The organism is Streptomyces marinisediminis (assembly GCF_026262575.1).
Lineage (GTDB): Bacteria > Actinomycetota > Actinomycetes > Streptomycetales > Streptomycetaceae > Streptomyces > Streptomyces marinisediminis.
The window spans coordinates 49,045-74,181 of sequence record NZ_JAPKFL010000028.1; the positions used below are offsets into that span (position 1 = coordinate 49,045).

The following is a 25,137-nucleotide window of genomic DNA, read 5'->3' on the forward strand; positions in this document are numbered from 1 at the left end:
TCCCCACCGCACCGTAGGAAGCCCACCCATGTTCCGTACCGCCGTGCGCAACGTCCTCGCGCACAAGGCCCGGCTGCTGATGACCACGCTCGCCGTCCTCCTCGGCGTCGCCTTCGTCTCCGGCACCCTGGTGTTCACCGACACCATCTCCTCCGCCTACCACAAGGGCTCCGAAAAGGGGTTCGAACACGTCGACGTCGCCGTCCAGCCGACCAGCGGGGCGTCCGGGACGCCGGGTGAGGCACCCGCGCTGCGCCAGGAGCTGCTGGACGAGACCGCCGCGCTGCCCGGCGTCGACTCCGCCATCGGGGCGGTCTCCGGCTTCACCGCGCTGGCCGACCGGGACGGCGAGCTCGTCGGCGACGGCTGGTCCACACGGGGCGCCAACCACTACGCCGGCGCCGACGGCGCGGACCCGCGCTACCCGATGGCCGAGGGCCGGGCGCCGCAGCGCGCCGGGGAGATCGCGATCGACGCCAGGACCGCCGAGCGCACCGGCTACGAGGTCGGCGACACCGCGCGCCTCTCGGTCGACGGGCCGGTGCGCGAGGAGACGGTCACCGGCGTCTTCACCACCGACGACGGCAACGTCGCCGCGGGCGGCACACTGGTGCTGTTCGACACCGCCACCGCGCAGGACCTCTTCGCCGCGCCCGGCGAGTTCACCGAGATCGCCCTGAGCGCCGCGTCCGGCACCTCCCAGGGCGAACTCGAGCGCGCGGTGTCCGCGATGCTGCCGGACACCGCCGAGGCCGTCACCGGTCAGCACCTGGCCGACGAGCAGGCCCGGGCGATCGAGGCCGAGATGAGCGGCATGCAGACCGGCCTGCTGGTCTTCGCCGGTATCGCCCTGTTCGTCGGCGTGTTCATCATCGCCAACACCTTCACCATGCTCGTGGCCCAGCGCACCAAGGAGCTGGCGCTGCTGCGCGCGGTGGGCGCCAGCCGCCGCCAGGTGACGCGCTCGGTGCTCGTCGAGGCCACCGTCGTCGGCCTCGTCGCCGGGGTCGGCGGCATGCTCGCCGGGATCGGCATCGCCGCGGGGCTGCGCGGGCTGCTGAACGCCAGCGGGGCACTGCTCCCGGACGGGCCGCTGGAGGTGACCACCGGTGCGATCGTCGCCTCGCTGGTCGTCGGCGTCGGCGTCACCGTGCTGGCCGCCTGGCTGCCCGCGCGCCGGGCCGCGAAGATCCCGCCGGTGGCCGCCATGAGCAGCGTCCACGCCACCGCCTCGACGCGCGGCCTGGTCGTGCGCAACGTCATCGGCTCCGTGCTCGTGGCCGCCGGCGCGGCGCTGGTGTTCCTGGGCACCGGCATGGAGGCCGAGACCGCGAAGTTCCCCATGGGCCTGGGCGGCATGCTGATGATCGTCGGCGTCTTCGTCCTGACGCCGCTGCTGTCCCGGCCGCTGATCGCCGCCGCGGCGCCGCTGCTGCGCGTGTTCGGCGTCTCCGGCAAGCTCGCCCGGCAGAACGCCGTGCGCAACCCGCGCCGCACCGCCGCCACCGCGTCGGCGCTGATGATCGGCCTCACCCTCATCACCGGCATGACGGTCGTCGCGGGCAGCGCTCAGAAGGGCATCGAGAAGCTGGCCGCCGACGCCCTGAAGGCCGACTACACCATCTCGATGGCCACCTACACGCCGCTGTCCCCGGAGGTGCAGCGCACGCTCGCCGAGGACGAGCGGGTCACCGCCATCAGCCCGCTGCGCAACTCGCCCGCAGAGATCGAGGGCGACACCGAGTACCTGACCGGCGTCAACGGCGCGGACATCGGCGAGCTGACCGACCTGGACTTCGCCGCCGGTTCCTTCTCCGGCCTCAGCGGTGACGCGGCCGTCGTCGACCGGAAGACCGCCGAGCAGCACGACTGGCGGCTCGGCTCCACGATCCCGGTCACCTACGAGGACGGCGCGCGCGGCGAGCTGACCGTGTCCGGCATCTACGAGGGCAACGAGATGATCCGCGGGATCATGCTCGACACCGCGACGCTCGACCCGCACCTCCAGCGCGTCGACGCCATGCAGATCCTGGTCAAGACCGAGGACGGGCCGAGCGAGGCCGTCCAGTCCGCGCTGGAGCGTGAGCTCGGCGACAACCCGGCGCTGCTGGTGCAGAGCAAGCAGGACGTCACCGAGGACATCGCCAGCATGTTCACGCTGATGCTCAACATCCTGTACGGGCTGCTGGCCATGGCGGTCATCGTCGCGGTGCTCGGCGTCGTCAACACGCTGGCGATGTCGGTCTTCGAGCGCTCACAGGAGATCGGGATGCTGCGCGCCATCGGGCTGGACCGCCGCGCGGTCAAGCGCATGGTGCGGCTGGAGTCGGTCGTCATCGCGCTGTTCGGCGGCGTGATGGGACTCGGGCTCGGGGTGTTCTTCGGGTGGGCCGCCGGTGAGATGATCAGCGGCTCCCTGGCCACGTACGAGCTGGTGCTGCCGTGGGGCCGCATGGGCCTCTTCCTCGCCCTGGCCGCCGTCGTCGGCGTCCTGGCCGCCCTGTGGCCCGCCCGCCGCGCCGCGCGGCTGAACATGCTCGCGGCCATCAAGGCTGAGTAGACGGCGTAGACGGCGTAGGCAGGTAGGCAGCGTGCCCCCGCGCGGGCCCGCGAGCGGCGTCCTCCGACCGACGGAGGCCACGCCGACGCGGGCCCGCGCGCCGCGGTGACGCGGGCCGGGGCCACGGGGCCGCCGGGCCGGAACGGCGCAGCGCCGTGCACCCGCACGGACGCCACCGGCCGGACGGGGCCCCGGGGGCCCCGCGGCCCCGGCGGTCGCCGCGGAATGGACGAGGGCGCCCTCGCCGTCAGGCCGGCGGTGCCGCGCGCTCGTGCCGCATCAGCCAGGGTCTGCCCCGTCGCGGCGTCCGGCACGGCGCCTCGCGGCGTCGCCGAACCGACCGAGCAGGCCCCTACGCCCACTACGCCGCCGATCCGGCGCCTTGCGACGCACCGCACCGAAACGCCGCTCCTCGACGGGCGAACCCCGGCTGACGCGGCGCTAGCTGCCGTTGCTGTTGGCAACATCCTGGGGGTTGACGAGTCCGATCTGGATGTCTTCTTCCGCAACCATTTCAGCGGTGTCTTGCACGACTGCCGGAGCGTCGGCGCCGCCGCACTGGTTGAGGGCGGAGCCGAGGGGGAGGCCGGCGAGATTGCCGTTGGCGGCTCCGGTACCGGAGGTGGTGGCGCCGGTGGCGTGGGCGCCGGTGTGGTGGTTGGCGCAGAAGGTGCCGAAGGCAGGTGAGAGGACGTCACCGATGCCGCCGGCTGAGGCGGGGCCTGCGGTGGTCAGTGCGGTGCCCAGGACGGCGGCGGTCAGGGCCGTAGCCGTGGCGGCGGTACGTCGGTTGATCACGCCCGGTGCAACGACCGGCCGCCGTCGGCGTTACGTCGCGGCGACGTGCCAGGCCAGCGTCAACAGCACTCGTGATCACTACACCCGCTCGTGCCGCAGCAGCCAGGGTCTGCCCCGTCGCGGCGTCCGGCACGGCGGTCGCCCCGCACGGACGAGGGCGCCCTCCCCACGGATGGAGGGCGCCCTCGTCGTCAGGCCGGCGGTGCCGCGCGCTAGGAGGCGCGGGCCTTCTGGCGTGCGGTGTCGTCGGCCTCGACGGCGGGCGGCACCGGGCGCGCGGCCTCGTAGAACTCCTCGCGCGGGTTCTCCATCGCCCCGAGCGAGACGACCTCGCGCTTGAGGAACATGCCCAGCGTCCAGTCGGCGAAGACGCGGATCTTGCGGTTCCAGGTCGGCACGGCCAGGCCGTGGTACGCGCGGTGCATGTACCAGGCGAGGCGGCCACGGAGCCTGATCCTGGTCTTCTTGCCCAGGACGATCATCGCGACGCCCTTGTGCAAGCCGAGCCCGGCCACCGCGCCCTTGTTGGCGTGCTTGTAGTCGGCCTGCGGGAAGCCGCGCATGCCGGAGATGACGTTGTCACCGAGCACCTTGGCCTGGCGCAGCGCGTGCTGGGCGTTCGGCGGGCACCAGGCGTTCTCGACTCCGGCGGCCCGGGCGGCCAGGTCCGGGATCTGGGCGTTGTCGCCCGCGGCCCAGGCGTAGTCGGTGCCGGAGACCTGGAGCGTCGCCTGGGTGTCCACGTGGCCGCGCGGGCCGAGCGGGAGGCCGAAGCGGGACAGGGCCGGGTTCGGCTTGACGCCCGCCGTCCACACGATGGTGCTGGAGTCGACCTCCAGGCCGTTGTTCAGCACCACGTGGCCGTCCACGCAGGAGTCCATGCCGGTCTTGAGGTAGACCTCGACGCCGCGCTTCTGGAGGTGCTCCAGGCCCCACTTGCCCAGCTCGGGCCCGACTTCGGGGAGGATCTTGTCGGCGACGTCGACCAGGACGAAGCGCATGTCCTCGCGGCTGATGCTCGGGTAGTACTTCGCGGCGTCCCGGGCCAGGTCCTCCACCTCGCCGACGGTCTCCGCGCCCGCGAAGCCGCCGCCGACGAAGACGAAGGTGAGCGCCTTGCGGCGGACGTCCTCGTCGGTGGTGGAGTCGGCCTTGTCGAGCTGCTCCAGCACGTGGTTGCGCAGGCCGATGGCCTCCTCGACGCCCTTCATGCCGATGCCCTGCTCGGCCAGGCCCGGGATCGGGAAGGTCCGGGACACGGCGCCGAGCGCGATCACCAGGTAGTCGAAGGGCAGCTCGTAGGCGTCGCCCACCAGCGGGGTGACGGTGGCGACCTTGCGGTCCTGGTCGATGCCGGAGACGCGGCCGGTGAGGACCTCCGCCTTCGGGAGCACGCGGCGCAACGGCACCACGACGTGGCGGGGTGAGATGGAGCCAGCGGCGGCTTCGGGGAGGAAGGGCTGGTACGTCATGTAGGAGCGCGGGTCGACGACGGTCACGGTCGCCTCGCCGTACCGCATCTTCTTCAGAATGCGGCGCGCTGCGTACAGACCGACGTACCCACCACCTACGACGAGGATGCGAGGACGCTCCGTGGTGCTCATGCCTTCGAGTATCCAGCACCCGAACGGCCGAGGCTCGTGAGCCCCTTCACAAGCTCGCCCCGCACCTCTGCTACACTCCCCCGCCCCGTGACCGGCACCACACCGCGGGCCGGGAACCGCGCTCCCGCCCCGGGCGTTGTCCACCCCGTGTGAGCTGCGGCCTTGCCGTCACCGTGCGGCCACCGGGGGCCGACGCCGCCGCCCCCGCCGGTGGCCGGGACCCGCGTCGGCACCTTGATTTCCAAGCCGGTTCCGGGCTCGGCAAGTTCAAAGAATCGGAAAATCGGGTCCGTCGGCGCGCTTTTCCTTGTGAAGAACTTCACGAACCTCGTCGCAGTACCGCGCGCGCCACGCCGGCGCGACCCGGGGGACGCGTGCACACGGTGCGGCGCCAGCCCGTCCGCGCGGGCGCCCCCTGCCCCCCGCGGTCCGCCGGGGGCAGGGGGCGGTCGGGGCCGGGACGTGCCCCCGGAGGCGCACGGCGGGGTCGGATGCGCGGTCTGCCGGAGTCCGGGTCGGCCGGGGGCACCGGCGAGTCACCCCTGAGGCCCCGGGACCCGAAGCTTCCGGCTCGGCGGGCCCCCGGGTAGGGTACCCACGGGGGTATTCGACGGGAGTGGTTCGTGGAGCTGGTGATGGCGGCCGAGGAACTGAGAACTGTGGTCAACCGGTTGCGGCGGGCCGAGGGGCAGATCGCCGGGGTGATCCGGATGATCGAGGAGGGGCGGGACTGCGAGGACGTGGTCACGCAGTTGGCCGCCGCCTCCAGGGCGCTGGACAGAGCGGGGTTCGCGGTCATCGCCACCGGCCTGCAGCACTGCCTGACCGACCCCGACGCAGCCGCCGACGACGGCGGTCGCGAGGAGATGCGGGCCCGCCTGGAGAAACTCTTCCTCTCCCTCGCGTGATGCCGGGCGCCGGGCCGGGCGCGCGGGGTCAGCTGAGGGCGTCGACGAGCATGAGTGCGGCCACGGCCAGCAGGACGGCCGCGAAGGCGCGCTGCAGCACGGCCTCGGACACCCTGGCGGCCAGCCGCTGCCCGTCCCACGCACCGAGGATCGCGGTGCCGGTGAAGGGACCGATCACCGTCCAGTCGAGGCCGACCGTGGTCGCTCCCCGCGTGGCCAGGGCCGCGAGCGAGTTGGCCGAGATGATGAGCAGGCTGGTACCGACGGCGGCCTGCATCTCGAAGGCCAGCACCGTGACCAATGTCGGGACGACGAGAAACCCCCCGCCGACGCCCAGCAGCCCGGTCAGCGCGCCCAGGCCCGCGCCGGCTCCGGCCACCCGCCCCGGCCGCGTCCCACCGCCTCCGGGCTGCGCGGTCGACCCGGCCCGCAGCATCCTGACGGCGGCGAAGGCCGCGAAGAGGGCGAAGGCCGCGGTCAGAGCCGACTGGGGCAGGCGGGCGGCGGCGGCTCCGGCCGCGGCGGCGGGCACCACTCCCGCCGCCGCGAAGAGCGTGCCGGCCTTCCACCTCACGTGCCCCGCACGGGCGCGCGCGTACAGAGCGGTGGCGGAGGTCGCGGTGACGATGAGCAGGCTGGCGGTGGTGGCCGCCACGGGAGTGAAACCCAGCAGGTAGATCAACGCCGGGACGGCCAGAACGCTGCCGCCGCCGCCGAGCGCGCCCAGCGCCGTGCCGACCACCGCCCCCGCGACCAGGGCCAGGACCAGGGAGCTCACGCGGCCGGGCCACCGTGGTCCCGCCCGTCCACCACGGGCCGACCCGCCGTTACGTCAGTGGTACGCCGGCCCGCCTGGGCCGAGGAGCGGTGGCCGGGGCCCCGGCCACGGGGAGAACGGAGAAAGGGCATGCCTGGGGTCGTTTCCATGGTCGTGGCGGGATCTCAGTCGGTGACGGGCGGGGTGAGCAGCAGGCCCGCGTCGGCGGCGGCGTCGAGCCCGTCGTCGACCGCCACCACGGCCCGGCCGGCGGCGTCCAGGAGCGAGGCCGCGATCGCCGCGCGCATCCCGCTCGCGCAGTGCACCCACACGGTGCCGTCCGGGACCTCGCCGAGCCGGCCGTGCAGCTCGTGGATGGGGATGTGCACTGACCCGTCGACGTACCCACCCGCGCGTTCGGAGTCCCGCCGCACGTCCAGCACCACGACCTGTTCACCGCGCTCTCGCGCCCCGACGAGGTCGCCGAAGGCCGCCCGCGGGAAGGAGGCGAGCTGCTCGCCGTCGCGGACCCAGCCCGCCGCGGTTCCGGTGGCGGCGGCGGCCGGACGGTCGATGCCGACCCGGGTCAGTTCCCGCTGCGCGTCCGCGAGCTGGTCCGGACTCTCGGCGAGCAGTGTGACGGGCTTGCCCCACGGAAGCAGCCAGGCCAGGTACGTGGCGAGCTTTCCCTCGCTCTCGAAGTTGTACGACCCGGGCACGTGCCCCGCGGAGAACGCCACGCGGCTGCGCAGGTCCACCACCCACTCCCCGGCGGCCAGGCGCTCGGCGATGCCCTCGGCGTCCGCGGGCCGCGGCGGCGTGAGGTCCACCGGTGCGGGGCCGGCGGCGTTGACCGGGCCCACGTGCGCGTAGTAGGCCGGAACGTCCTCCAGGTTGGCGAGCGTCCGGGCGACGAAGGCGTCCGCGTCCAGCGTCAGGGCGTCGTTGGTCGCGCGTTCCCGGCCGATCGTGGTCGTGTCCCCCTCGGCCTGGGAACTGGAGCAGAAGCTGCCGAAACCGTGTGTGGGCAGTACCGGCACCGCGTCGTCCAGCTCGTCGGCCAGGCGGCGTGCGGAGGCGTGCTGCGCTCGGGCCAGCCGCTCGGTCAAGCGGGGTTCGACCAGGTCGGGCCGCCCCACGGAGCCGATCAGCAGGGAGCCGCCGGTGAACGCCGCCACGCCGCGGCCGTCGGCTTCCAGAGCGTACGAGGTGTGGTGCGGGGTGTGGCCGGGGGTGGCGATCGCCCGCAGCGACAGGCCCTCGTCGACCGTAAGCGTGTCCCCGTCGGCGACGGGGGTACGAGCGAAGGAGACGTCCGCGGCGGCCGGCACCAGGTAACGGGCACCGGTGATCCGGGCCAGTTCCAGTCCTCCGGAGACGTAGTCGTTGTGCACGTGGGTCTCCGCCACCAGCGCGATGCACACGTCGCGCCGGGCGGCCTCGGCGATCACCCGGTCGATGTCGCGCGGGGGGTCGACCACGACCGCGCGGCGGGCGCCGCCGGCCAGGTAACTGCGGTTGCCCAGGTCCTCGATTTCCAGGGTCTCGACGAAGAACACGGCTGTGGCTCCTTTCGTTGTACCCCCGGGGGTATTCTCGACCCTAGCAGGCATATGGGCCGGTGCAGGTGCACGGCCTTTCCGCGGCGCGCCCGGACAGGGCGCCCGGAGCCGTCGCACAGCGGAGCCCGTCGCGCGACCGCCCCGCGGCGTCCGACGCGGCGACACAACATCTAGGGCGTCCGCGCGTGCCCACCACCACATGTATGCTCATCCCGCTGTCGCAGCAGGGGAATCCGGTGGGAGTCCGGAGCTGTCCCGCAACGGTGTGGGCGGCGCCTTTCGGCGTGCCGCCGCAAGCCCGAGTACCTGCCGACGGCGTCGTACGCGTCCGGGCCCCGTGGGATGGGCCGGTGGACGGGAACGCCGGCGAGCCCTGCCCTGGCAGCGCGCCGCCGCGTGCGCCTGCCGCCTCCCCACGGGGCCGAAGCCGAACGAGGGGAAGCACGCACGTGACCATCGCACCCGCAGAGCCCGCCTCAGCACTGCTGTTGCGCACGCTCACCGAGGTGAGCTCCGACCTGCCCGCCACCGAGCCGGGCCGGGTGGCCGCCGCCGCGCTGCGCGGCCGGCAGCCCGGCTCCGACGAGGCCGCGCTGCGCGCGCTGGCGATCGAGGCGGCGGCCGGACTGATCGGCGAGGAACCGCAGTACGCCCGGTTCGCGGCCCGCCTGCTGACGCTCACGGTGCGCGAGGAGGCGGCCGGCCAGGGCGCCACGTCCTTCTCCGCGTCCGTCGCGCTGGGGCACCGCCAGGGGCTGATCGCCGACCGGACGGCCGCCTTCGTGGCCGCCCACGCCGAGGCGCTGGACGCCCTGGTGGAGCGGGCCGAGGCGGACGGCGCGGACGACCGGTTCGAGTTCTTCGGCCTGCGCACCCTGCACACCCGCTACCTGCTGCGCCACCCGGTCACGCGGCAGGTGATCGAGGCGCCGCAGCACTTCTGGCTCCGCGTGGCGTGCGGTCTGGCGGCCGACGACAGCACGGAGGCCGTGGCCGAGGTGGCCGAGCTGTACCGGCTGACCAGCGGCCTGGCCTACCTGCCGTCCTCCCCCACGCTGTTCAACTCCGGCACCCGGCACCCGCAGATGTCCTCCTGCTACCTGCTGGACTCCCCGCGCGACGAGCTGGACTCCATCTACGACCGCTACCACCAGGTGGCGCGGCTGTCGAAGCACGCCGGCGGCATCGGCATCGCCTACTCCCGCATCCGGGCCCGGGGTTCCCTGATCCGCGGCACCAACGGCCACTCCGGCGGCATCGTGCCGTTCCTGCGCACGCTGGACGCCTCGGTCGCCGCCGTCAACCAGGGCGGGCGGCGCAAGGGCGCGGCCTGCGTCTACCTGGAGACCTGGCACGCGGACATCGAGGAGTTCCTCGAACTGCGCGACAACACCGGCGAGGAGGCGCGCCGTACCCACAACCTCAACCTGGCGCACTGGATCCCGGACGAGTTCATGCGCCGCGTGGAGGCGGACGCCCCGTGGTCGCTGTTCTCCCCGAGCGACGTGCCCGAGCTGCCCGACCTGTGGGGCGCGGAGTTCGACGCCGCCTACCGCGCCGCCGAGGCGGCCGGCCTGGCCCAGCGCACCGTCCCGGCCCGCCAGCTCTACGCGCGCATGATGCGCACCCTCGCGCAGACCGGCAACGGCTGGATGACGTTCAAGGACGCCGCCAACCGCACCGCCAACCAGACCGCCGAGCCGGGCCGCGTCATCCACTCCTCCAACCTGTGCACGGAGATCCTGGAGGTGACCGACGACGGGGAGACGGCCGTGTGCAACCTCGGCTCGGTCAACCTGGCCGCGCACCTGACCGACGCGGGCGAGGTGGACTGGGAGCGGCTGGACGCCACCGTGCGCACCGCCGTGACGTTCCTGGACCGCGTCGTGGACGTCAACTACTACCCGACCGACCAGGCGGCCGCCTCCAACGCGCGCTGGCGCCCGGTCGGCCTGGGGCTGATGGGCCTGCAGGACGTGCTGTTCCGGCTGCGCCTGCCCTTCGGCTCCGACCGGGCCCGCGCGCTGTCCACCCGGATCTCCGAGCGCGTCATGCTCGCCGCGTACGAGACCTCCGCGCGGCTCGCCGAGCGCCACGGCCCGCTGCCCGCCTGGGAGTCGACCCGGGCCGCGCGCGGCGTCCTGCACCCGGACCACTACCCCGACGCCGAGCCCGCCTGGCCCGAGCGCTGGGCCGCGCTGCGGGAGCGGATCGCCCGCACCGGCATGCGCAACGCGCTGCTGCTGGCCATCGCGCCGACGGCGACGATCGCCTCGATCGCGGGCGTGTACGAGTGCACCGAGCCGCAGGTGTCCAACCTGTTCAAGCGCGAGACGCTCAGCGGTGAGTTCCTCCAGGTCAACGCCTACCTGGTGGACGACCTCAAGCGGCTGGGCCTGTGGCACGAGCGGACCCGGCAGGCGCTGCGCGAGGCGAACGGCTCCGCGCAGGAGCTGCCCGGCCTGCCGGCCGAGCTGCGGGAGCTGTACCGCACGGCGTGGGAGATCCCGCAGCGGGCGCTCATCGACACGGCCGCCGACCGCACGCCGTATCTGGACCAGGGCCAGTCCCTGAACCTGTTCCTGGCCGCGCCGACCATCGGCAAGCTCAGCTCGATGTACGCCTACGCGTGGAAGCGCGGCCTGAAGACGACGTACTACCTGCGCTCGCGCCCCGCGACCCGCATCGCGCAGTCGGCGCGCGGCGCGGCGTCCGTGCCGGCGCAGGCACCCGCCCCCGAGCAGGCGCCCGTGCCGCAGCGGGCGCCGGGCGGGGAGGACGCCGTCGCCTGCTCCCTGGAAAACCCCGAGACCTGCGAGGCCTGCCAGTGACCGCCCCGACCGCCCCGACCGCACCCGTGAAGAACCTGCTCGACCCCGGCTTCGAGCTGACCCTGCGTCCGATGCGGTACCCGGAGTTCTACGACCGCTACCGCGACGCGATCAAGAACACCTGGACGGTGGAGGAGGTCGACCTGCACTCCGACGTCACCGACCTGGCCACGCTCTCCCCAGGCGAACAGCACCTCATCGGCCGCCTGGTGGCCTTCTTCGCCACCGGGGACTCGATCGTGGCGAACAACCTGGTGCTCACCCTCTACCGGCACGTCAACTCGCCCGAGGCCCGCCTGTACCTGTCGCGGCAGCTCTTCGAGGAGGCCGTGCACGTCCAGTTCTACCTGACGCTGCTGGACACCTACCTGCCCGACCCGGACGAGCGCGCGCAGGCGTTCGCGGCCGTGGAGAACATCCCCTCCATCCGGGAGAAGGCGCGGTTCTGCTTCCGCTGGATGGACTCCGTGGAGGACCTGGACGCCCTGCGCACCAAGGCCGACCGGCGGCGCTTCCTGCTCAACCTCATCTGCTTCGCGGCGTGCATCGAGGGCCTGTTCTTCTACGGCGCCTTCGCCTACGTCTACTGGTTCCGCTCGCGCGGTCTGCTGCACGGCCTGGCCACCGGCACCAACTGGGTGTTCCGCGACGAGAGCTGCCACATGGACTTCGCCTTCCACGTAGTCGACACCGTCCGCGCCGAGGAGCCGGACCTCTTCGACGAGGAGCTGGGCCGTGAGGTGACGGCCATGCTCCGCGAGGCGGTCGACGCCGAGCTCCGGTTCGCCCGCGACCTGTGCGGCGAGGGACTGCCGGGCATGAACACCGAGTCGATGCGCGCCTACCTGGAGTGCGTCGCCGACCAGCGCCTGGCCCGGCTGGGTCTGGACCCGGTGTTCGGCTCGGCGAACCCCTTCCCCTTCATGGACCTCCAGGACGTCCAGGAGCTGACGAACTTCTTCGAACGCCGCCCGTCGGCGTACCAGGTGGCCGTCGAGGGCACCGTCTCCTTCGACGACGAGTTCTGACCCGCTCCCGCACCTCGGCCGGGGCGGCCGCACCACGCGTCCGCCCCGGCGCCCACCCGGCAGAGTCCCGCTGCCCCCGGCCGCCCCGCCACCTGCTCCGGCTACTCCGGCGCGCAGGCCACGGACCGCGCGATGCCGTCGGGCATTTCCCCCTCCACGCTTCGCTGATAGCGAAAACTGCAACGGGGACGTAGTTCTTTCTTCAAGGTGCAGCCATGCACCCGAAGCGAAGTCGCGGACGATCCAGCTACGCCCACCCTAGACGGCGACCACGCCTGCCAAGGCGGCGGACGACACAAGAAAATATCAGGCGCGCAGGTGAAGGTAGGGGGACCGTCTGGATCAACAACATTTCCGTAGGAATCAGTGCTCTCATCGCAATTCCGGCTCTGATCCTAGCCCTATTGGCGTACGCAGACACGAAGCAACAAGAGAAAGAAGCGAACATCAAGGAGGCGGCACAATTTAGCTGGGCCATAACTTCGACTCCCAATAAGGCAGATCAGCAGCTCGAGCTTGAAAATCGGAGCCTGCGACCTATTTACGATACCACCACCGAACAAGAGGAATACTACCCCGGGCACCCACCCTTCGTCACTTTGGCGCAAACTATACAACCCTGCACCCGAGTAACCTTAAGAATCTCCACTTCGCAAGCTCAACTCCTAGCGAGAGAAGGTTTCCTGGTTTTTCGCGACTCTCTCAATAACTGGTGGCGTACCGGTTACGGAGGAGGGTTGTCCGGAATAGACCGCCCAAAATGGGCAGTGTCGCGCTACCAGCGTTGGGTGACCGACACCCCACGTCTGCCGCTCGTGGCTGCGCAAACCGAGGAACTATCGAACTGCGGATGAGTGTGAGAAATTGTCAAGAGCTGTGGATTGGGCCGTTGACGTCTACCGCTGTTCCCACTCGGTCCGGGTGAGTTCGTACTCGACTTCACCATGTTCGGAGCCCTCGATGGCCTCCGGCCAGTCCCCGGTGAAGTTCCGGACGAAGGACAGGCCGGACTTCTCCATGACGCGGCGGGAACGGGTGTTGACGGCCATCGTGTTCGCCGTGACCCGCTCGACTTCCAGGTCTGTGAACCCCTTGTGGATCAGGGTCTGGGCCCCCTCAGTGGCATAGCCGCGCCCCCATGCCGCCCGGTTCAACCGGTAGCCGAGTTCGACCACGGCGGGGCTGTGCTCCTCCAGCGGCCGGAACTCGAACCACCCCAGGAAGGTGTCGGTGGCCTTCTCCTGCGCGGCCCAGTAGCCGCGGGTCCTCCAGCACGGGTAGTCGTGCATCAGTCGCGGCAGGACCCTCGTCTCGATCGCCTCGCGGCTGGTGGGACGGCCTCCGTTGATGAAGCGCATGACCTCGGGGTCGTTGCCCAGGGCGAGCAGGTGGTCGGTGTCGGCCGTCGTGAACGCGCGCAGGACGAGCCGGTCGGTCTCCAGGAAGTTGGACATGCCGCGATCTTCGCCACGGGCTGGCCGGGCCTGCCACCGGTTTTCCGGCCGACGGATGTCGGTGGTGATCATGCCGCGCGGTCGGCGGATCGCTCGATGAGGATGCCCCGCTCGAAGCGGGCCCCGGCCCGGACCAGTGCCACGAGGTGGGGCGCGTTCACGGCTCGCCACCGCTGCTGGGCGGACTCCACCAGCTTGAAGACCATGGCCAAGGCGGCGGCCGCGCTGCCGGCGCCCTTCGTGACCTTCGTGCGGAGCCGGACCGTTGCGAAGGTGGACTCGATGGGGTTCGTGGTGCGCAGGTGGATCCAGTGCTCGGCAGGGAAGTCGTAGAACGCGAGCAGTTCGTCCGTGTCGTCGGTGATCTTCTTGACGGCTTTGGGGAACTTCGCCCCGTAGGCCCTCTCAAACGCGGCGACGGCCTTGATCGCGTGGTCGCGGTCCTCGGCGTTGTAGATCTCCCGCAGGGCCTTCTTCGCCCCGGGCTGAGCGGACTTCGGCAGGGCGTTCGCAACGTTGGCGATCTTGTGAACCCAGCACCTCTGATGGCGGGCCTCGGGGAAGACCTCGGTCAGAGCCTTCCAGAAGCCGAGTGCGCCGTCGCCGACCGCCAGCACAGGGGCGCGCATCCCGCGCCGCTGGCAGTCGCGCAGCAGGTCGGCCCATGAGTCGGCCGATTCGCGGTAGCCGTCGCTCATGGCGATCAGCTCCTTGGTGCCGTCCGCGCGCACGCCCATCAGTACGAGCACGCACGATCTCGTCTCCCGCAGGCGTATGCGCAGGTAAATGCCGTCGGCCCACACGTAGACGTAGTCGCTGCCGGATAAATCGCGCTCGCCGAACGCTCGGTGATCCGCCTGCCACTGCTGACTGAGCCGGGTGACCGTCGCCGGTGACAGGCCCGCCGAGCTGCCAAGGAACTGCTCCAGCGCGGGCACGAAGTCGCCCGAGGACAGACCGTGCAGGTAGAGCAACGGCAGCACCTCGCTGATCTTCGGCGACTTGCGGCACCAGGGCGGGAGAATCGCTGAAGAGAACCGCTTGCGCTCACCCCTTGCCTCATCGATGCGCTTGTCGTTGACGCGCGGGGCCCGCACCTCGACGGCTCCCGCGACGGTGGTGACCTTCCTCGGCTGGTGGCGACCGTTGCGAACCACGAGCCGGCGCCCCCGCTCGTCCTTCTCGTGCGCCAACTCTGCTATATAGGCGTCGACTTCGGCCTCCAGTGCCGCGGCCAGCATCCGCTTCGCGCCCTCCCGGACGATCTCGTCGATCAAGGAGGAGCCGTTGGCGGTGGTGCCGTCGTCGTTCACTACGCTGAGCACGGACGTGCCTTCCCGGCCGACGCTGCAACGTCGGCCTTGCTCGGTGACCTATCGATCAATCACCCGGGAAGGTACGTCCTCCCGGGGCTGATCCACAGGTCCTGAGCATTGCTCCGAGTCCCGTTTCGCTGAGGCGTGGCGGAAGACGCCCCGCGAGGTCACCGACTCCGCCGAGATAGCACGACTCACCGGGCGCTGAGCGCGCCCGCACAACTTCATAGAAGGTGCGGCCCGTGGCGCTCACGATTGGCGAACTGGTCGGGTTTATCGACCTCGACGACTCCGGCGCGGAGCGTGGCGTGACCCGCACCCAAGGCGCTATGGAAGGGCTACAGCGCGACACCGACGGCCGCCTACGCGACACGCGCGGCAGGTTCGCCGCCGCGGGCGCCGACATGGGCGCATCGCTCGGCGAGGGTATCGGCACAGGCGCCGAGGAAGCCCGCGCCGGCCTCGCCGGGATCGGCCCGGCGATCGGTGCCGCCCGCACGTCGACGATGGCCCTGTCGGGCGCCGCCGTGGCCGCGACCGGAGCGCTCGCCGCCGTACCGCTGGCCGTGATCGGACTCGGCGCCGCCGTCCTCAAGGAGAACGAGCAGGTCAAGGGCGCGTTTTTCGACCTGAGAGACGGCGCGCACGGCGACCACGTGACGGCCGTCGGCCGCGCCCTGGTTTCGAGGGGCTTCGGCGACGCGTACAAGGTCGGCCCGGGCCCGAACTGGACGGACGCCGACACCGCTAACTACCGCGCGTATCAGCTGTCGTTGGGCTACCACGGCGCCGACGCCGACGGCGTGCCCGGAGAGACCAGCCTGCGGAAGCTGCTCGGCACCCTGCCCGGCGACCGAACGACCGTCGACCTGTCCAAGCTGCGCGCCGCCGCCCGCCAGGACCCGCCCAAGTCCGGAACGCCGGTCAGCTACAGCGGCGCCCGCGTCGTCGAGGAAGCACTCGCCGCCGAGGGCCTGCTCGACCGCCGGTACGTCGACGGCCATTTCGGCACCAAGACGGTTTCCGCGTACTCCCGGTGGCAGCGCCGCTGCGGGTACTCCGGCGCCGCCGCCGACGGCATCCCCGGCCGCGCGTCCCTGTCGACGCTCGGCCGCCGCCACGGCTTCCAGGTGGCCGCGTAGCCACCCGCCCCGGCCCGCCCTGGCCGGCACCACGCCGCGGAGCGGGCACCGCCCACGAACGGACCTCCCGTGAACGACTCGACCCGCCGCACGGTCCGCACCGTCGTACAAAGGATCGTCGGCCTCGCCGCCGCGCTCCCGATCCTGCTCCCCACCCTGGACGTGCCAGAGACCGCCGCCGGGTACGCCCTCGCCCTCGCCGTCGCGGCCGGCATCACGCGCGTGATGAACTCCCCGACCGTGCAACGGTTCCTGCCCGCGTGGCTGCGAAGGACACCGCCGAGCAGCCGCCCGGGGGCGGTACGGAGTGACTGCACCGACCCCATCCGACCCCGCCTCCGTGGCCCTCGAGCTCGAGCGCATCCGCAGAACGATCGAGGTCGGGTTCACCCGTACCGACGGCGCCCTCGCGCTGCTGGTGCAGCGGCACGACCAGAGCGACGAACAGCTCAAGGAACACGCGACTCGCATGGACGCGCACGACGCCCGCCTCGACGCTCTCGAGCGCGGCGACACCGAACGCCAGAAGCGCGGCACAGCCCGCCTCGACGCCCTCGAGCGCCGACAGTGGCCGTTGCCGTCCATGGCCGCCCTGGTCGCCGCCTGCAGCCTGCTCCTGTCCCTGTGGCAGTTCGCCACCAAGTAACACCGCAAGCGCTCCCACGCGGCCCGCAACGGGCCGCGTGGGAGCGCTTTCTGCGTTCACGCGAGGCCCCCCAGCTTGCGCACACCGGGGGCCCCGCTCTCCGCCCATCCCGCACGGGGGGGGACGGGACGCGACGGAGTTCTACGGCACCCGCACGGGTACCAAGTTGTCGGGCCGATCGAGCCAGACCTGTTGACCCTGCGGCGTGACCGTCAGCCCGTATCGCTCGAACCGCGGCTCGCCCTGCTCACGCCACCACGACATGACGGCCTCAGCCTCAGCCCACAGCCGCCGCGGCCCGTACTCGACGACGCCGTACTCGCTCCGGCCGTCCGCGTAGTCCGCCGTCGCCCACGACTGGCCGGACATCTCCAGCAGCCACAGCCGGTACGCGTTGCCCTCGCCCCACTCGACGCGACAGAACACGTCCGGCAGCTGCACGCCGAGCGTGAACATGTGGAACCACGCCCCCATGTCGTCGGGCGACAGGGCAGAGGTGCGCTGCTCGCCGTCGGCCGGCCACTGCTCGGCGCCCGGGAACGACGCGGTCGGCGGGAACGTGTCGCGCTGGTCGCGTAGACGCATGAACGCCGACGACATGACCAGCGGCCCGGACGCCGTACCGTCCTCGCCCACCGTCAGCCGTACGACGCCCTGCCCGCCGTACGGCGGACCCCACGGGGCGACGATCACCGCGCCGGACCGCGCCTGCTCGACCCACGCGTACGGCACCCGCGAGAGGCCGCACGTTGCGATGATCCGTTCGTAGGGCGCCCCGTCCGGGTAGCCCTGCGCGCCGTCGCCCACGACGGACACAGGCAGCAGGTCGACCGCGTCGAGCCGGCGCCGTGCCTCTTCCGCGACGACCGGATCGACCTCGACCGTGACGACGTTGTCGGGCCCCAGCCGGTAGGCGAGCAGCGCGGCATTCCAGCCCGTACCCGTGCCGATCTCGAGCACGCGGCAACCGCGCTCGACGCTCAGCTCGCGCAACATCGCGAACACCATCGTCGGCATGCTGTTGCTCGAGGTCGGCGACCGACCCTTGTCGTCGCCGCTGTGCGCGCCGTCGTCCCATTGCGTCGTGAGCGGCCGGTCGCTGTAGACCAGCCCCCACCACCGCGCCGGGTCCGTGTTCCGGTCGATGAGGGTGCCTTGCCGGTTCCCTCCGGCCGTACCCGGCCACAGCCGGTCGGGCACGAACGCATCACGCGGGACGGCCTTGAACGCGGGCAGCCAGTCGGAGACGAGCGCGCCCTTTTCGAGTAGGCCGGAGGCCAGCCCTGAAGGGCCGGCCTCCTTCACAGCGTGCTCACTCACTGGCCGTCCGCCGGGCCGGAGCCGTCCGAGGTGTTGCCGCCCTCGTCCGAACCGCCACCGCCGTGCTTGTTGCCGCTGTCGCTGTCGTCCTGCGGGTTACCCCCGTCGGCACTGATGATCCACGGCTGAGATTCCACGTTCCTACCTCCCTGTAGGTCGTGCTCCTGGTGGTGCTTCTTGCAACCCGCCTCGACCGGGCGACCCTATGTCGAGCCCGACGGAGGCGGAGACTAGGCGGACGCCTTGAGCAGACGCCGACGCGCAGCGGGATTCCGGGCACGCACAACGCCCGCCGCTTCGGTGGATGGTGGCGCGGCTGCTGCTTCGGCAGGAGCCCGCCGGCGCGCAGCCGAGCGCGCTCGGCCTCAACCCAATGCAGCTGCTCGATACGGAAGATGCACCAGTGGCAGGCACGGAACGGCACCGTCATGCCCCGGGCCTCCATCGTGCCCAGCTGCGCCACGGGCAGCCCCGTACGCTCGCACCGGTGGCACGCCCCGCGCTCAAACGTGAAGCGGGCCCGCAGCTCCATTGGCTTCACTCACACGGCGCACCCCCGCGGGCGCCGTGCGGGCGAGGTATGCCGCCGATGAGCGGCAGGAACGTAACCGGGCGGGCCGTCCACTCGAACCGCGTCTCGCGGCACGTCACGGTGAACGTCAACGGCTCCCCGCGGGCGAGCTGCTGCTCGGCCTGCCGCGGGTCCGAGCCCAACCAGTCGAACACGTACGACGATGCCGGTTCCTCGAGGGCCGACGCGATGACGCCGAGTCCGGCCCGGGCCCACCGCAACGCGTTCTGCGGCGCGGCGACGGGCAGGGCTTGTACGCGGCGCGGCTCCGGCGCGGTCGAGTCGTCGTACCACCACTCACACCAGAAACCCGCGGTGACCTTTCCCAGCATGACCGGCGCGCTCAGCATGGCAGGCGACGGCGGGACCGGTCGGAGTCCATCACATGAAGGAACCCGCCGCGCTTCTCAACGTCGCGGGCGACCTCATCGTACTCCTGCGGAACCGTCACGATCATCGACCGCCACGGAGTAAGGACGGCGCCGGCTTCCTTCGCCTCGACCATGTCGAGGGCCCGGGCGAGGCCGTCGCGCCCATCCGGGGGAAGCAGGCCGAAACGGTCCTCAATCACGTCGGCGACTTCCCAGCCGAACGCGGCGGCGTACTCGGTGCACTCCCGGCGCGGTGCGGTGAGGCTGGTGTTCGCGGCTGCGCACAGGTAGATCACGACGCGGAAGCGGTCGACGCCCTTCGGTGCGTCGGCCTCGCTCGGCATGATGCCAGCGGCGCCGTCGGCGAGCTGCTGCCGTCGTTTCCTTTCACCTTCGGTTCTACGGGGCGTAGTTGGCCCCTGCTGCGATCCGCTCTCAGTGCTGACCATGCGCCAATTGTGGCGCCACAATCACACATAGTGAAGAGACGGAGCATAGGACCCGCCGCAGCCGACGAGCAGTCAACTCCTACGCTCCGTAAGAGTCATGCGATCAACGGGACGCCGATCAACTCGCTGATGTTCCGCACGCGCGCCGTCGACACCTTCGCGATCCGCTGCCCGATCACCCCCGGCAACGCCTGATGCTTCACCCACTCCGGGGCGTCGAGGCCGACCTCGACCAGCGTGTCACCCGCCTTGTCATGCAGGCCAGCCGAGCACTGCGCGAGGGCAACGTCGAGCTTGTAGCGGTTGCGCGCCACCTTCGACATGCTCGCCGGTAGAAGCTGCATGTCCGGCTGCCCGGCGAGCTTGAGCGCCCGCCCGTAGTTCTTCAGCGCGACGTGAATCCCGACGGCTTCCGTCTTCGCCGCCGTCGGCCCGAACGACGTTCCGTACAGCTTCACGTCGGTGCCGAGCCGCGCCGCGGCGGCGTGCGCCTGCGAGATGTAGTCGTCGGCCGCGCTCTCGTCCTCACGGCGGGACGCGGCGACGGCGGCCGAGATCATCAGCCGACCGTACGCGAGTAGTTCCGGCTGAGACGCCCGGCTGAACGACGGCTCGATCGCGAGGGCGGCGCGCTCAGCGACGGAGACGGCCCGCGGCATCTTCGCCCCGCGTAGGTAGATCCACGACAGCGTGGACTCGAGCAGCGCGCCCATGATGGGATCGCTGGCCTGCTTCGCGAGCAGCTTCGCGGACGTGAGCGCGGACAGGGCGAGGTCTCGGTGTCCGAAGCCGTTCGCGGTCGAGGCGGCGACGCGGTACGTGCTAGCGAGGATCGGCGCGAGGCGGTCGCGTTCGTCGCCGGTCGCCGCGGCGTACCGCATCTGCCCTTCCATGAGCACCTGCGAGGCGAGCGTCGCCACGCGGGCCGTGTCGCTGTCCCAGTACGCGGCCCACGCGAGGTCGCGCACGCGGCCGAGCTCATCGACGCTGCTCGGCTCGTCGAGCTCTTCCCACTCGCCGAGCGCGCTCTCGTGCACGGCGTCGGACAGCTGCCGGAGCGCGGTCCGGCTGCCACGGTCCATGCCGCGGCGCGGTGCCTGCTGCCCGAGGATCACGGCCACGTCGGTGCGCAGCGCGGCGGCGAGCTTGAGCAGGGACCCGACGGACAGCTCGCCGCGATCCTGCTCGGCCTTCTGGATGAGCGCGTACGAGACGCCGGCGACTTCCGCGAGCTCCTGCTGTGTCAGGTCGGTGCCCCGTAGGGCCTTGATGCGCTTGCCTGTCGTCAGATCAGCCCAGTTGCTCACACGTTCACCTCAGCAGGTACTCGGGCATGGTGGCTAGCTTCCGATGGTAGGGCCGTCCGGGTGGCTGCCGTGGTCTGCTCCGTTCTACGGAGCGTGCCCGTTCTGCGCCGCTCGACACGGCGGACGCGGCGGCGCCCCCGGCGGTCGTTCCCCCCGGGGGTGCCGAAAATGTGCGCGTTATCCCTGGTCAGATGGCGTGATCATCTGAGACGCAACTGTGCGCGATCCCATCGAGGATGTCGTGTTCGCTGACGACGACCTCGGAGGCGCCGCAGCGCTCCATGACGGACTGCAGGATCAGCGCGCCGGCGGCGATGACGTCGACGCGGCCGGGGTGCATGACGGGGATGGCCGCGCGCTCGGCGTGGGTGGAGGCCAGCAGGCGGGCGGTGATCGCGCGGACGCGGTCCAGGCCGACGCGGGAGTGGTGGATGCGCGCCGGGTCGTACTCGGGCAGCTCCAGGGCGATCCCGGCGACGGTGGTCACCGAGCCGGCGAGCCCGACGAGCGTGCGGGCGCGGGAGAGCGGCACCGTCTGCTCGGCCAGGGCGAGGGCGGCGTCCACGTCACGGCGTATGGCGGTGACCTGCTCGGCCGTCGGCGGGTCGCTGACCACCCCGTCGCGCACCAGGTGGCGCTCTGTCATGCGCACGCAGCCGATGTCCACGCTGCGGGCCGCCTCCACGCCCTCGGAGCCGACGACCAGCTCGGTGGAGCCGCCGCCGATGTCCACGACGAGGTAGGGCGCCGCGAAACCGGGGCCGGTCAGGGAGCGGGTGGCGCCGGTGAAGGAGAACTCGGCCTCCTGGTCCCCGGTGACGACCTCCGGCTCCACGCCGAGCAGGTCGAACACGCCGCGCACGAACTCGGCGCGGTTCTCGGCGTCCCGGGTCGCGGAGGTGGCGACGAATCGGGTGCGCTCCACGCCCAGGGAGCCGATGACGTCGGCGTACTCCCGGCACGCGGCGAAGGTGCGCTCCAGCGCGTCGGCCGCGAGCCGCCCGGTGCGGTCCACGCCCTGCCCGAGCCGCACGACGCGCATGCGCCGGTCGAGCTCCCGGGCCTCGCCGGTGGCCGGGTCGACGTCGGCGACCAGCAGGCGGATGGAGTTGGTGCCGCAGTCCACGGCGGCGACGCGCGTCATCGGGAGTCCTCCTCGGGAACGTCGGGCCGCACGCAGGGCCCCTTGCGCCACCACTCGGGCAGCAGTGCGATCGCCTCGTCCCCGAGCGGGTTCACCCCGGGGCCCGCGACCAGCGAGTGGGCGACGAGGACGTGCAGGCACTTGACGCGGTCGGGCATGCCGCCCGCGCTGGGGAAGCCCGCCAGCACCTCGATGGCGTCGCGGCGGGCGAGGTAGTCCGCGTGGGCGGCGCGGTAGGCGGCGGCCAGCTCCGGGTCGGTGGCCAGCCGCTCGGTCATCTCCCTCATCACGCCCTCCGCCTCCAGCGTGCCGATCGCGGAGGCGGCGCGCGGGCAGGTCAGGTAGTACGTGGTGGGGAACGGCGTGCCGTCGGGGAGCCGGGGCGCGGTCTCGACCACGTCGGGCTGGCCGCAGGGGCAGCGGTGCGCGATGGCGCGCAGACCGCGCGGGGGCCGGCCGAGCTGTGCCTGGAAGGCGGCGACGTCCGCCTCGGTGGGCGGCGCGGGGTCGGTCGGGGGCGGCGGAGTGTCCATGCGGGGCGGGTGTCTTCCGGGCGGGGTGCGTGCGTATGGGCGGTGGTGCGGTGGGCGGGTGGTGCGGTGGGCGGGCGGCTCGCGCGGTTCCGGGCGGCGGCGCCGTGACGCCGGGCCAGGGCCGGAGCCGGTGGCGGGTGGCCGGTGGGCGGCCGGTGGCGTCAGGGGCGGTCGGCGCGGTCGATGCCGTCCAGGAGGTTGCGGTACCAGGGGCGGTCGGCGGCGGAGTCGTCGCTCGGCCGGTGCGTCTCGCGCGGGCCCTCCTCGCGTACGACGTAGCCGCGCTCGCCGGGCCGCACGTAGTGCAGGTGCTCGCGGGCGAGCTGCTCGACGTAGGCCGGGTCCCGCAGGCGGGCCTTGAGGTCCCGGAGCTCCTCCACCCGGGCGGCCGTGCGCTCCGCCTGGCCGCGCTGCTCGGCGATCTCGGCGCGCTGCGAGACGTACTGGCGGATCGGGTACGCCAGCGCCACGATCAGCGAGCACAGGACGAGCGCCAGCAGCGCGGCGCGCCCGGTGAGCCTGCCGCGGCGCGGCGTGCGGCGGAGCCGGCGGCTCTGGGCGCGGTAGACGCGGGCGGCGGCCTGCTCGCCGAGGGCCTTGATCCGGGTCGTCGTGGCGGACGGTTCCCGTTTCGGGGCCACGTCGCCTCCCTGGTGGCTGTGTCTGCGCGGTGTCGGCGCCGGGCCCTGCGCCCGTCGTCCCGGCCACACGGTACGGGACCGCGGGCCGGGACGCCCGGGTACGGCGCGGGGGCCGTCGCCCTTCCGGTCAGCCCTGGAAGCGCGGGAAGGCGCTGCGACCGGCGTAGACCGCGGCGTCGTCGAGGATCTCCTCGATGCGCAGGAGCTGGTTGTACTTGGCGACGCGCTCGGAGCGGGCCGGGGCGCCGGTCTTGATCTGGCCGCAGTTGGTGGCGACGGCCAGGTCGGCGATGGTGACGTCCTCGGTCTCGCCGGAGCGGTGCGACATCATGCACTTGAAGCCGTTGCGCTGGGCCAGCTCGACGGCGTCGAGGGTCTCGGTGAGCGAGCCGATCTGGTTGACCTTCACCAGCAGGGCGTTGCCGGCCTTGTCGTCGATGCCGCGCTGCAGCCGCTCGGGGTTGGTGACGAACAGGTCGTCGCCGACGAGCTGCACCTTGTCGCCGAGCTGGGCGGTGATGGTCTGCCAGCCCTCCCAGTCGTCCTCGTACAGCGGGTCCTCGATGGAGACCAGCGGGTAGGCCTCGACGAGCTCGGCGTAGTACGCGGTCATGTCCGAGGCGCTGCGGGTCTGGCCCTCGAACTGGTAGGCGCCGTCCTTGTAGAACTCGGAGGCGGCGACGTCCAGGGCGAGCGCGATGTCGCGGCCCGGGGTGTAGCCGGCCTTCCGCACGGCGTCCAGGATGAGGTCGAGCGCCTCCCGGTTGGAGCCGAGGTTCGGGGCGAAGCCGCCCTCGTCGCCGAGGCCGGTGGACAGGCCGCGCTCCTTCAGGACGGCCTTCAGCGCGTGGTAGACCTCGGTGCCCCAGCGCAGCGCCTCGGAGAACGACTCGGCGCCGACGGGCGCGATCATGAACTCCTGGATGTCCACGTTGGAGTCGGCGTGCGAGCCGCCGTTGAGGATGTTCATCATCGGCACCGGCAGCAGGTGCGCGTTCGGGCCGCCGAGGTAGCGGAAGAGCGGCAGGTCGGACGCCTCTGAGGCGGCGTGCGCGACGGCCAGGGAGACCCCGAGGATGGCGTTGGCGCCCAGCGAGGACTTGTCGGGGGTGGCGTCTAGGTCCAGCATCGCCTGGTCGATGAGGCGCTGCTCGGTCGCGTCGTAGCCGACGAGCTCCGGGCCGATCTGCTCGATGACGGCGAGGACGGCCTTCTCCACACCCTTGCCGCCGTAGCGGGCCTTGTCGCCGTCGCGCAGTTCCAGCGCCTCGAAGGCGCCGGTGGAGGCGCCGGAGGGCACGGCCGCGCGGCCGGTGCTGCTGTCGTCGAGGCCGACCTCGACCTCGACGGTGGGGTTGCCTCGCGAGTCGAGGATCTCGCGGGCTACGACGACGTCGATGGACGGCACGAGTGTCTCCTTCGGGTGAGTCGGTCTTCCTGGGCGAGAGCCTAGCGGTCCCGGTGGACGCGCGGGCGCCACGGCCCGGCCGGGCGCCCGCCGGAAGCGTCGAAGACGCAGCTCACAGCGGTGGTGCCGTTTTGTTCAACTGGTGAAGAAAAGGGGTCGTCTCGCCGTACGGACGGGTTCGCCGTGCCGCGTCGGCCGGCGGCGCGGGGCGCTGCCCGCACCGCGCGGAACCGGCGCCCCCGGGGCGGGTCGGCCGCGCGGCCCGCGCGCGGCGGGCAGGCCACGCGAGCCGTACGGGTCGTACACGTGGGGACCACGCGGTCCGCACGAGACCCCGGCGCGGCGCGCGGACCGCGCGGCCGTGCGGTCCCGTGCGCGGCGTGCCGGCCGTGCGCGGCGTGCGCGGCAGACGGGCCGGGCACGGCGGCCGGGCAGTGCGCGGCAGACAGACCGCGCGCCACGCGTGGCGGACGGGCATGGGCACGCCACGCGTGGCAGACAGGCGTGCCTGCCGCGCACGGCAGGCAGGCCGTGCGGGGCGGACGAGCCGCGCGGGCCATGCGTGGCAGACGTGCCGGGCGCGGCGGCCTGGCACTGCGCGGCAGACAGACCGCGCGCGTCACGCGCGGCAGACGGGCCGCGCGGGGCAGGGAGGCCGTGCGCGACGCGCAGGCCGGGCGGGGCAGGCCGGGCACGGCGGGGGGGGGGGGGGGGGGCCGGGGGGGGCCGGGGGGGGGGGGGGGGGGGGCCGGGGGGGGCCGGGGGGCGGGGGGGCGGGGGGGGGGGG

The 25,137-nt window shown here is 72.3% G+C and carries 21 protein-coding genes and 1 riboswitch; of the genes, 6 read left to right on the forward strand and 15 right to left on the reverse strand.

Translation table 11 applies throughout. The annotated features are described in order from the left end of the window. The first annotated feature begins 28 nt into the window (after positions 1-28). Complete coding sequence (locus OSB71_RS20380; RefSeq protein WP_265950064.1) at positions 29-2,560, forward strand: ABC transporter permease; 2,532 nt, start codon at positions 29-31, stop codon at positions 2,558-2,560. Between the two features lie 441 nt (positions 2,561-3,001). Here OSB71_RS20380 and OSB71_RS20385 read toward each other — a convergent pair whose 3' ends face one another. Both OSB71_RS20385 and OSB71_RS20390 read right to left on the reverse strand, forming a co-directional pair. Next, positions 3,002-3,358 (reverse strand): hypothetical protein, encoded by a 357-nt coding sequence (locus OSB71_RS20385; protein WP_265950066.1) that lies wholly within the window; start codon positions 3,356-3,358, stop codon positions 3,002-3,004. Between the two features lie 212 nt (positions 3,359-3,570). Beyond that, positions 3,571-4,962 carry an NAD(P)/FAD-dependent oxidoreductase gene (locus OSB71_RS20390; protein ID WP_265950068.1) on the reverse strand — a complete coding sequence of 464 codons (1,392 nt, stop codon included), beginning with the start codon at positions 4,960-4,962 and terminating at the stop codon, positions 3,571-3,573. A 623-nt stretch (positions 4,963-5,585) separates the two neighbouring features. Between OSB71_RS20390 and OSB71_RS20395 the strand changes: the two genes are divergently transcribed. Beyond that, positions 5,586-5,870, forward strand: a complete 285-nt coding sequence (locus OSB71_RS20395) for a metal-sensitive transcriptional regulator (RefSeq protein WP_265950069.1) — start codon at positions 5,586-5,588, stop codon at positions 5,868-5,870. A gap of 28 nt (positions 5,871-5,898) precedes the next feature. Here OSB71_RS20395 and OSB71_RS20400 read toward each other — a convergent pair whose 3' ends face one another. Beyond that, positions 5,899-6,648: a sulfite exporter TauE/SafE family protein gene (locus OSB71_RS20400; RefSeq protein ID WP_265950071.1), complete on the reverse strand. Its 750-nt coding sequence runs from the start codon at positions 6,646-6,648 to the stop codon at positions 5,899-5,901. A gap of 164 nt (positions 6,649-6,812) precedes the next feature. Then, on the reverse strand, positions 6,813-8,186 hold the full coding sequence (locus OSB71_RS20405) for an MBL fold metallo-hydrolase (RefSeq protein ID WP_265950073.1): 1,374 nt from the start codon (positions 8,184-8,186) through the stop codon (positions 6,813-6,815). A gap of 202 nt (positions 8,187-8,388) precedes the next feature. After that, positions 8,389-8,517, forward strand: a riboswitch (cobalamin riboswitch). A gap of 121 nt (positions 8,518-8,638) precedes the next feature. On the opposite strand from OSB71_RS20405, the gene OSB71_RS20410 reads away from it, so the two are divergent. Then, positions 8,639-11,020 (forward strand): ribonucleoside-diphosphate reductase subunit alpha, encoded by a 2,382-nt coding sequence (locus OSB71_RS20410; RefSeq protein WP_265950074.1) that lies wholly within the window; start codon positions 8,639-8,641, stop codon positions 11,018-11,020. Positions 11,021-11,091: 71 nt separating this feature from the next. Next, on the forward strand, positions 11,092-12,048 hold the full coding sequence (locus tag OSB71_RS20415) for a ribonucleotide-diphosphate reductase subunit beta (RefSeq protein ID WP_265950101.1): 957 nt from the start codon (positions 11,092-11,094) through the stop codon (positions 12,046-12,048). A gap of 896 nt (positions 12,049-12,944) precedes the next feature. Here OSB71_RS20415 and OSB71_RS20420 read toward each other — a convergent pair. Both OSB71_RS20420 and OSB71_RS20425 read right to left on the reverse strand, forming a co-directional pair. After that, positions 12,945-13,502, reverse strand: coding sequence for a GNAT family N-acetyltransferase (locus OSB71_RS20420; protein ID WP_265950076.1), 558 nt, complete (start codon positions 13,500-13,502; stop codon positions 12,945-12,947). A 68-nt stretch (positions 13,503-13,570) separates the two neighbouring features. Then, positions 13,571-14,827 (reverse strand): IS256 family transposase, encoded by a 1,257-nt coding sequence (locus tag OSB71_RS20425; protein ID WP_265950077.1) that lies wholly within the window; start codon positions 14,825-14,827, stop codon positions 13,571-13,573. A gap of 233 nt (positions 14,828-15,060) precedes the next feature. On the opposite strand from OSB71_RS20425, the gene OSB71_RS20430 reads away from it, so the two are divergent. Beyond that, complete coding sequence (locus OSB71_RS20430) at positions 15,061-15,960, forward strand: peptidoglycan-binding protein (protein ID WP_265950079.1); 900 nt, start codon at positions 15,061-15,063, stop codon at positions 15,958-15,960. A 340-nt stretch (positions 15,961-16,300) separates the two neighbouring features. Then, positions 16,301-16,606: a hypothetical protein gene (locus tag OSB71_RS20435; RefSeq protein ID WP_441005705.1), complete on the forward strand. Its 306-nt coding sequence runs from the start codon at positions 16,301-16,303 to the stop codon at positions 16,604-16,606. Between the two features lie 141 nt (positions 16,607-16,747). Here the strand turns inward: OSB71_RS20435 and OSB71_RS20440 are convergent, their stop codons facing one another. The 9 genes from OSB71_RS20440 to eno form a co-directional block, all read right to left on the reverse strand. Next, complete coding sequence (locus tag OSB71_RS20440; RefSeq protein ID WP_265950081.1) at positions 16,748-17,911, reverse strand: methyltransferase domain-containing protein; 1,164 nt, start codon at positions 17,909-17,911, stop codon at positions 16,748-16,750. Between the two features lie 11 nt (positions 17,912-17,922). After that, positions 17,923-18,063, reverse strand: a complete 141-nt coding sequence (locus OSB71_RS20445) for a hypothetical protein (RefSeq protein WP_265950083.1) — start codon at positions 18,061-18,063, stop codon at positions 17,923-17,925. A gap of 400 nt (positions 18,064-18,463) precedes the next feature. Next, a complete protein-coding gene (locus OSB71_RS20450) occupies positions 18,464-18,829 on the reverse strand; it encodes a hypothetical protein (protein ID WP_265950085.1) in 366 nt (121 codons plus the stop codon). A gap of 11 nt (positions 18,830-18,840) precedes the next feature. Beyond that, on the reverse strand, positions 18,841-19,317 hold the full coding sequence (locus tag OSB71_RS20455; RefSeq protein WP_265950086.1) for a recombinase family protein: 477 nt from the start codon (positions 19,315-19,317) through the stop codon (positions 18,841-18,843). Positions 19,318-19,412: 95 nt separating this feature from the next. After that, entirely contained in the window at positions 19,413-20,624 is a 1,212-nt protein-coding gene (locus OSB71_RS20460; protein WP_265950088.1) for a helix-turn-helix domain-containing protein, read from the reverse strand. A gap of 187 nt (positions 20,625-20,811) precedes the next feature. Further along, complete coding sequence (locus OSB71_RS20465; RefSeq protein WP_265950090.1) at positions 20,812-21,768, reverse strand: Ppx/GppA phosphatase family protein; 957 nt, start codon at positions 21,766-21,768, stop codon at positions 20,812-20,814. Continuing rightward, complete coding sequence (locus tag OSB71_RS20470; protein ID WP_265950091.1) at positions 21,765-22,301, reverse strand: DUF501 domain-containing protein; 537 nt, start codon at positions 22,299-22,301, stop codon at positions 21,765-21,767. The genes OSB71_RS20465 and OSB71_RS20470 overlap by 4 nt, the downstream gene beginning before the upstream one ends. A gap of 161 nt (positions 22,302-22,462) precedes the next feature. Next, on the reverse strand, positions 22,463-22,942 hold the full coding sequence (locus OSB71_RS20475; protein WP_265950093.1) for an FtsB family cell division protein: 480 nt from the start codon (positions 22,940-22,942) through the stop codon (positions 22,463-22,465). Positions 22,943-23,069: 127 nt separating this feature from the next. After that, positions 23,070-24,350: a phosphopyruvate hydratase gene (gene eno, locus OSB71_RS20480; RefSeq protein WP_265950095.1), complete on the reverse strand. Its 1,281-nt coding sequence runs from the start codon at positions 24,348-24,350 to the stop codon at positions 23,070-23,072. Between the last annotated feature and the right edge of the window lie 787 nt (positions 24,351-25,137).

Bases quoted from the DNA above. Each gene is read 5' to 3' on its own strand.
- OSB71_RS20380 (WP_265950064.1), top strand. From the start codon at position 29: ATGTTCCGTACCGCCGTGCGCAACGTCCTCGCGCACAAGGCCCGGCTG.
- OSB71_RS20390 (WP_265950068.1), bottom strand. From the start codon at position 4,962: ATGAGCACCACGGAGCGTCCTCGCATCCTCGTCGTAGGTGGTGGGTAC.
- OSB71_RS20415 (WP_265950101.1), top strand. From the start codon at position 11,092: ATGCGGTACCCGGAGTTCTACGACCGCTACCGCGACGCGATCAAGAAC.
- OSB71_RS20420 (WP_265950076.1), bottom strand. From the start codon at position 13,502: ATGTCCAACTTCCTGGAGACCGACCGGCTCGTCCTGCGCGCGTTCACG.
- OSB71_RS20450 (WP_265950085.1), bottom strand. From the start codon at position 18,829: ATGCTGGGAAAGGTCACCGCGGGTTTCTGGTGTGAGTGGTGGTACGAC.
- OSB71_RS20455 (WP_265950086.1), bottom strand. From the start codon at position 19,317: ATGGTCAGCACTGAGAGCGGATCGCAGCAGGGGCCAACTACGCCCCGT.
- OSB71_RS20465 (WP_265950090.1), bottom strand. From the start codon at position 21,768: ATGACGCGCGTCGCCGCCGTGGACTGCGGCACCAACTCCATCCGCCTG.
- OSB71_RS20470 (WP_265950091.1), bottom strand. From the start codon at position 22,301: ATGGACACTCCGCCGCCCCCGACCGACCCCGCGCCGCCCACCGAGGCG.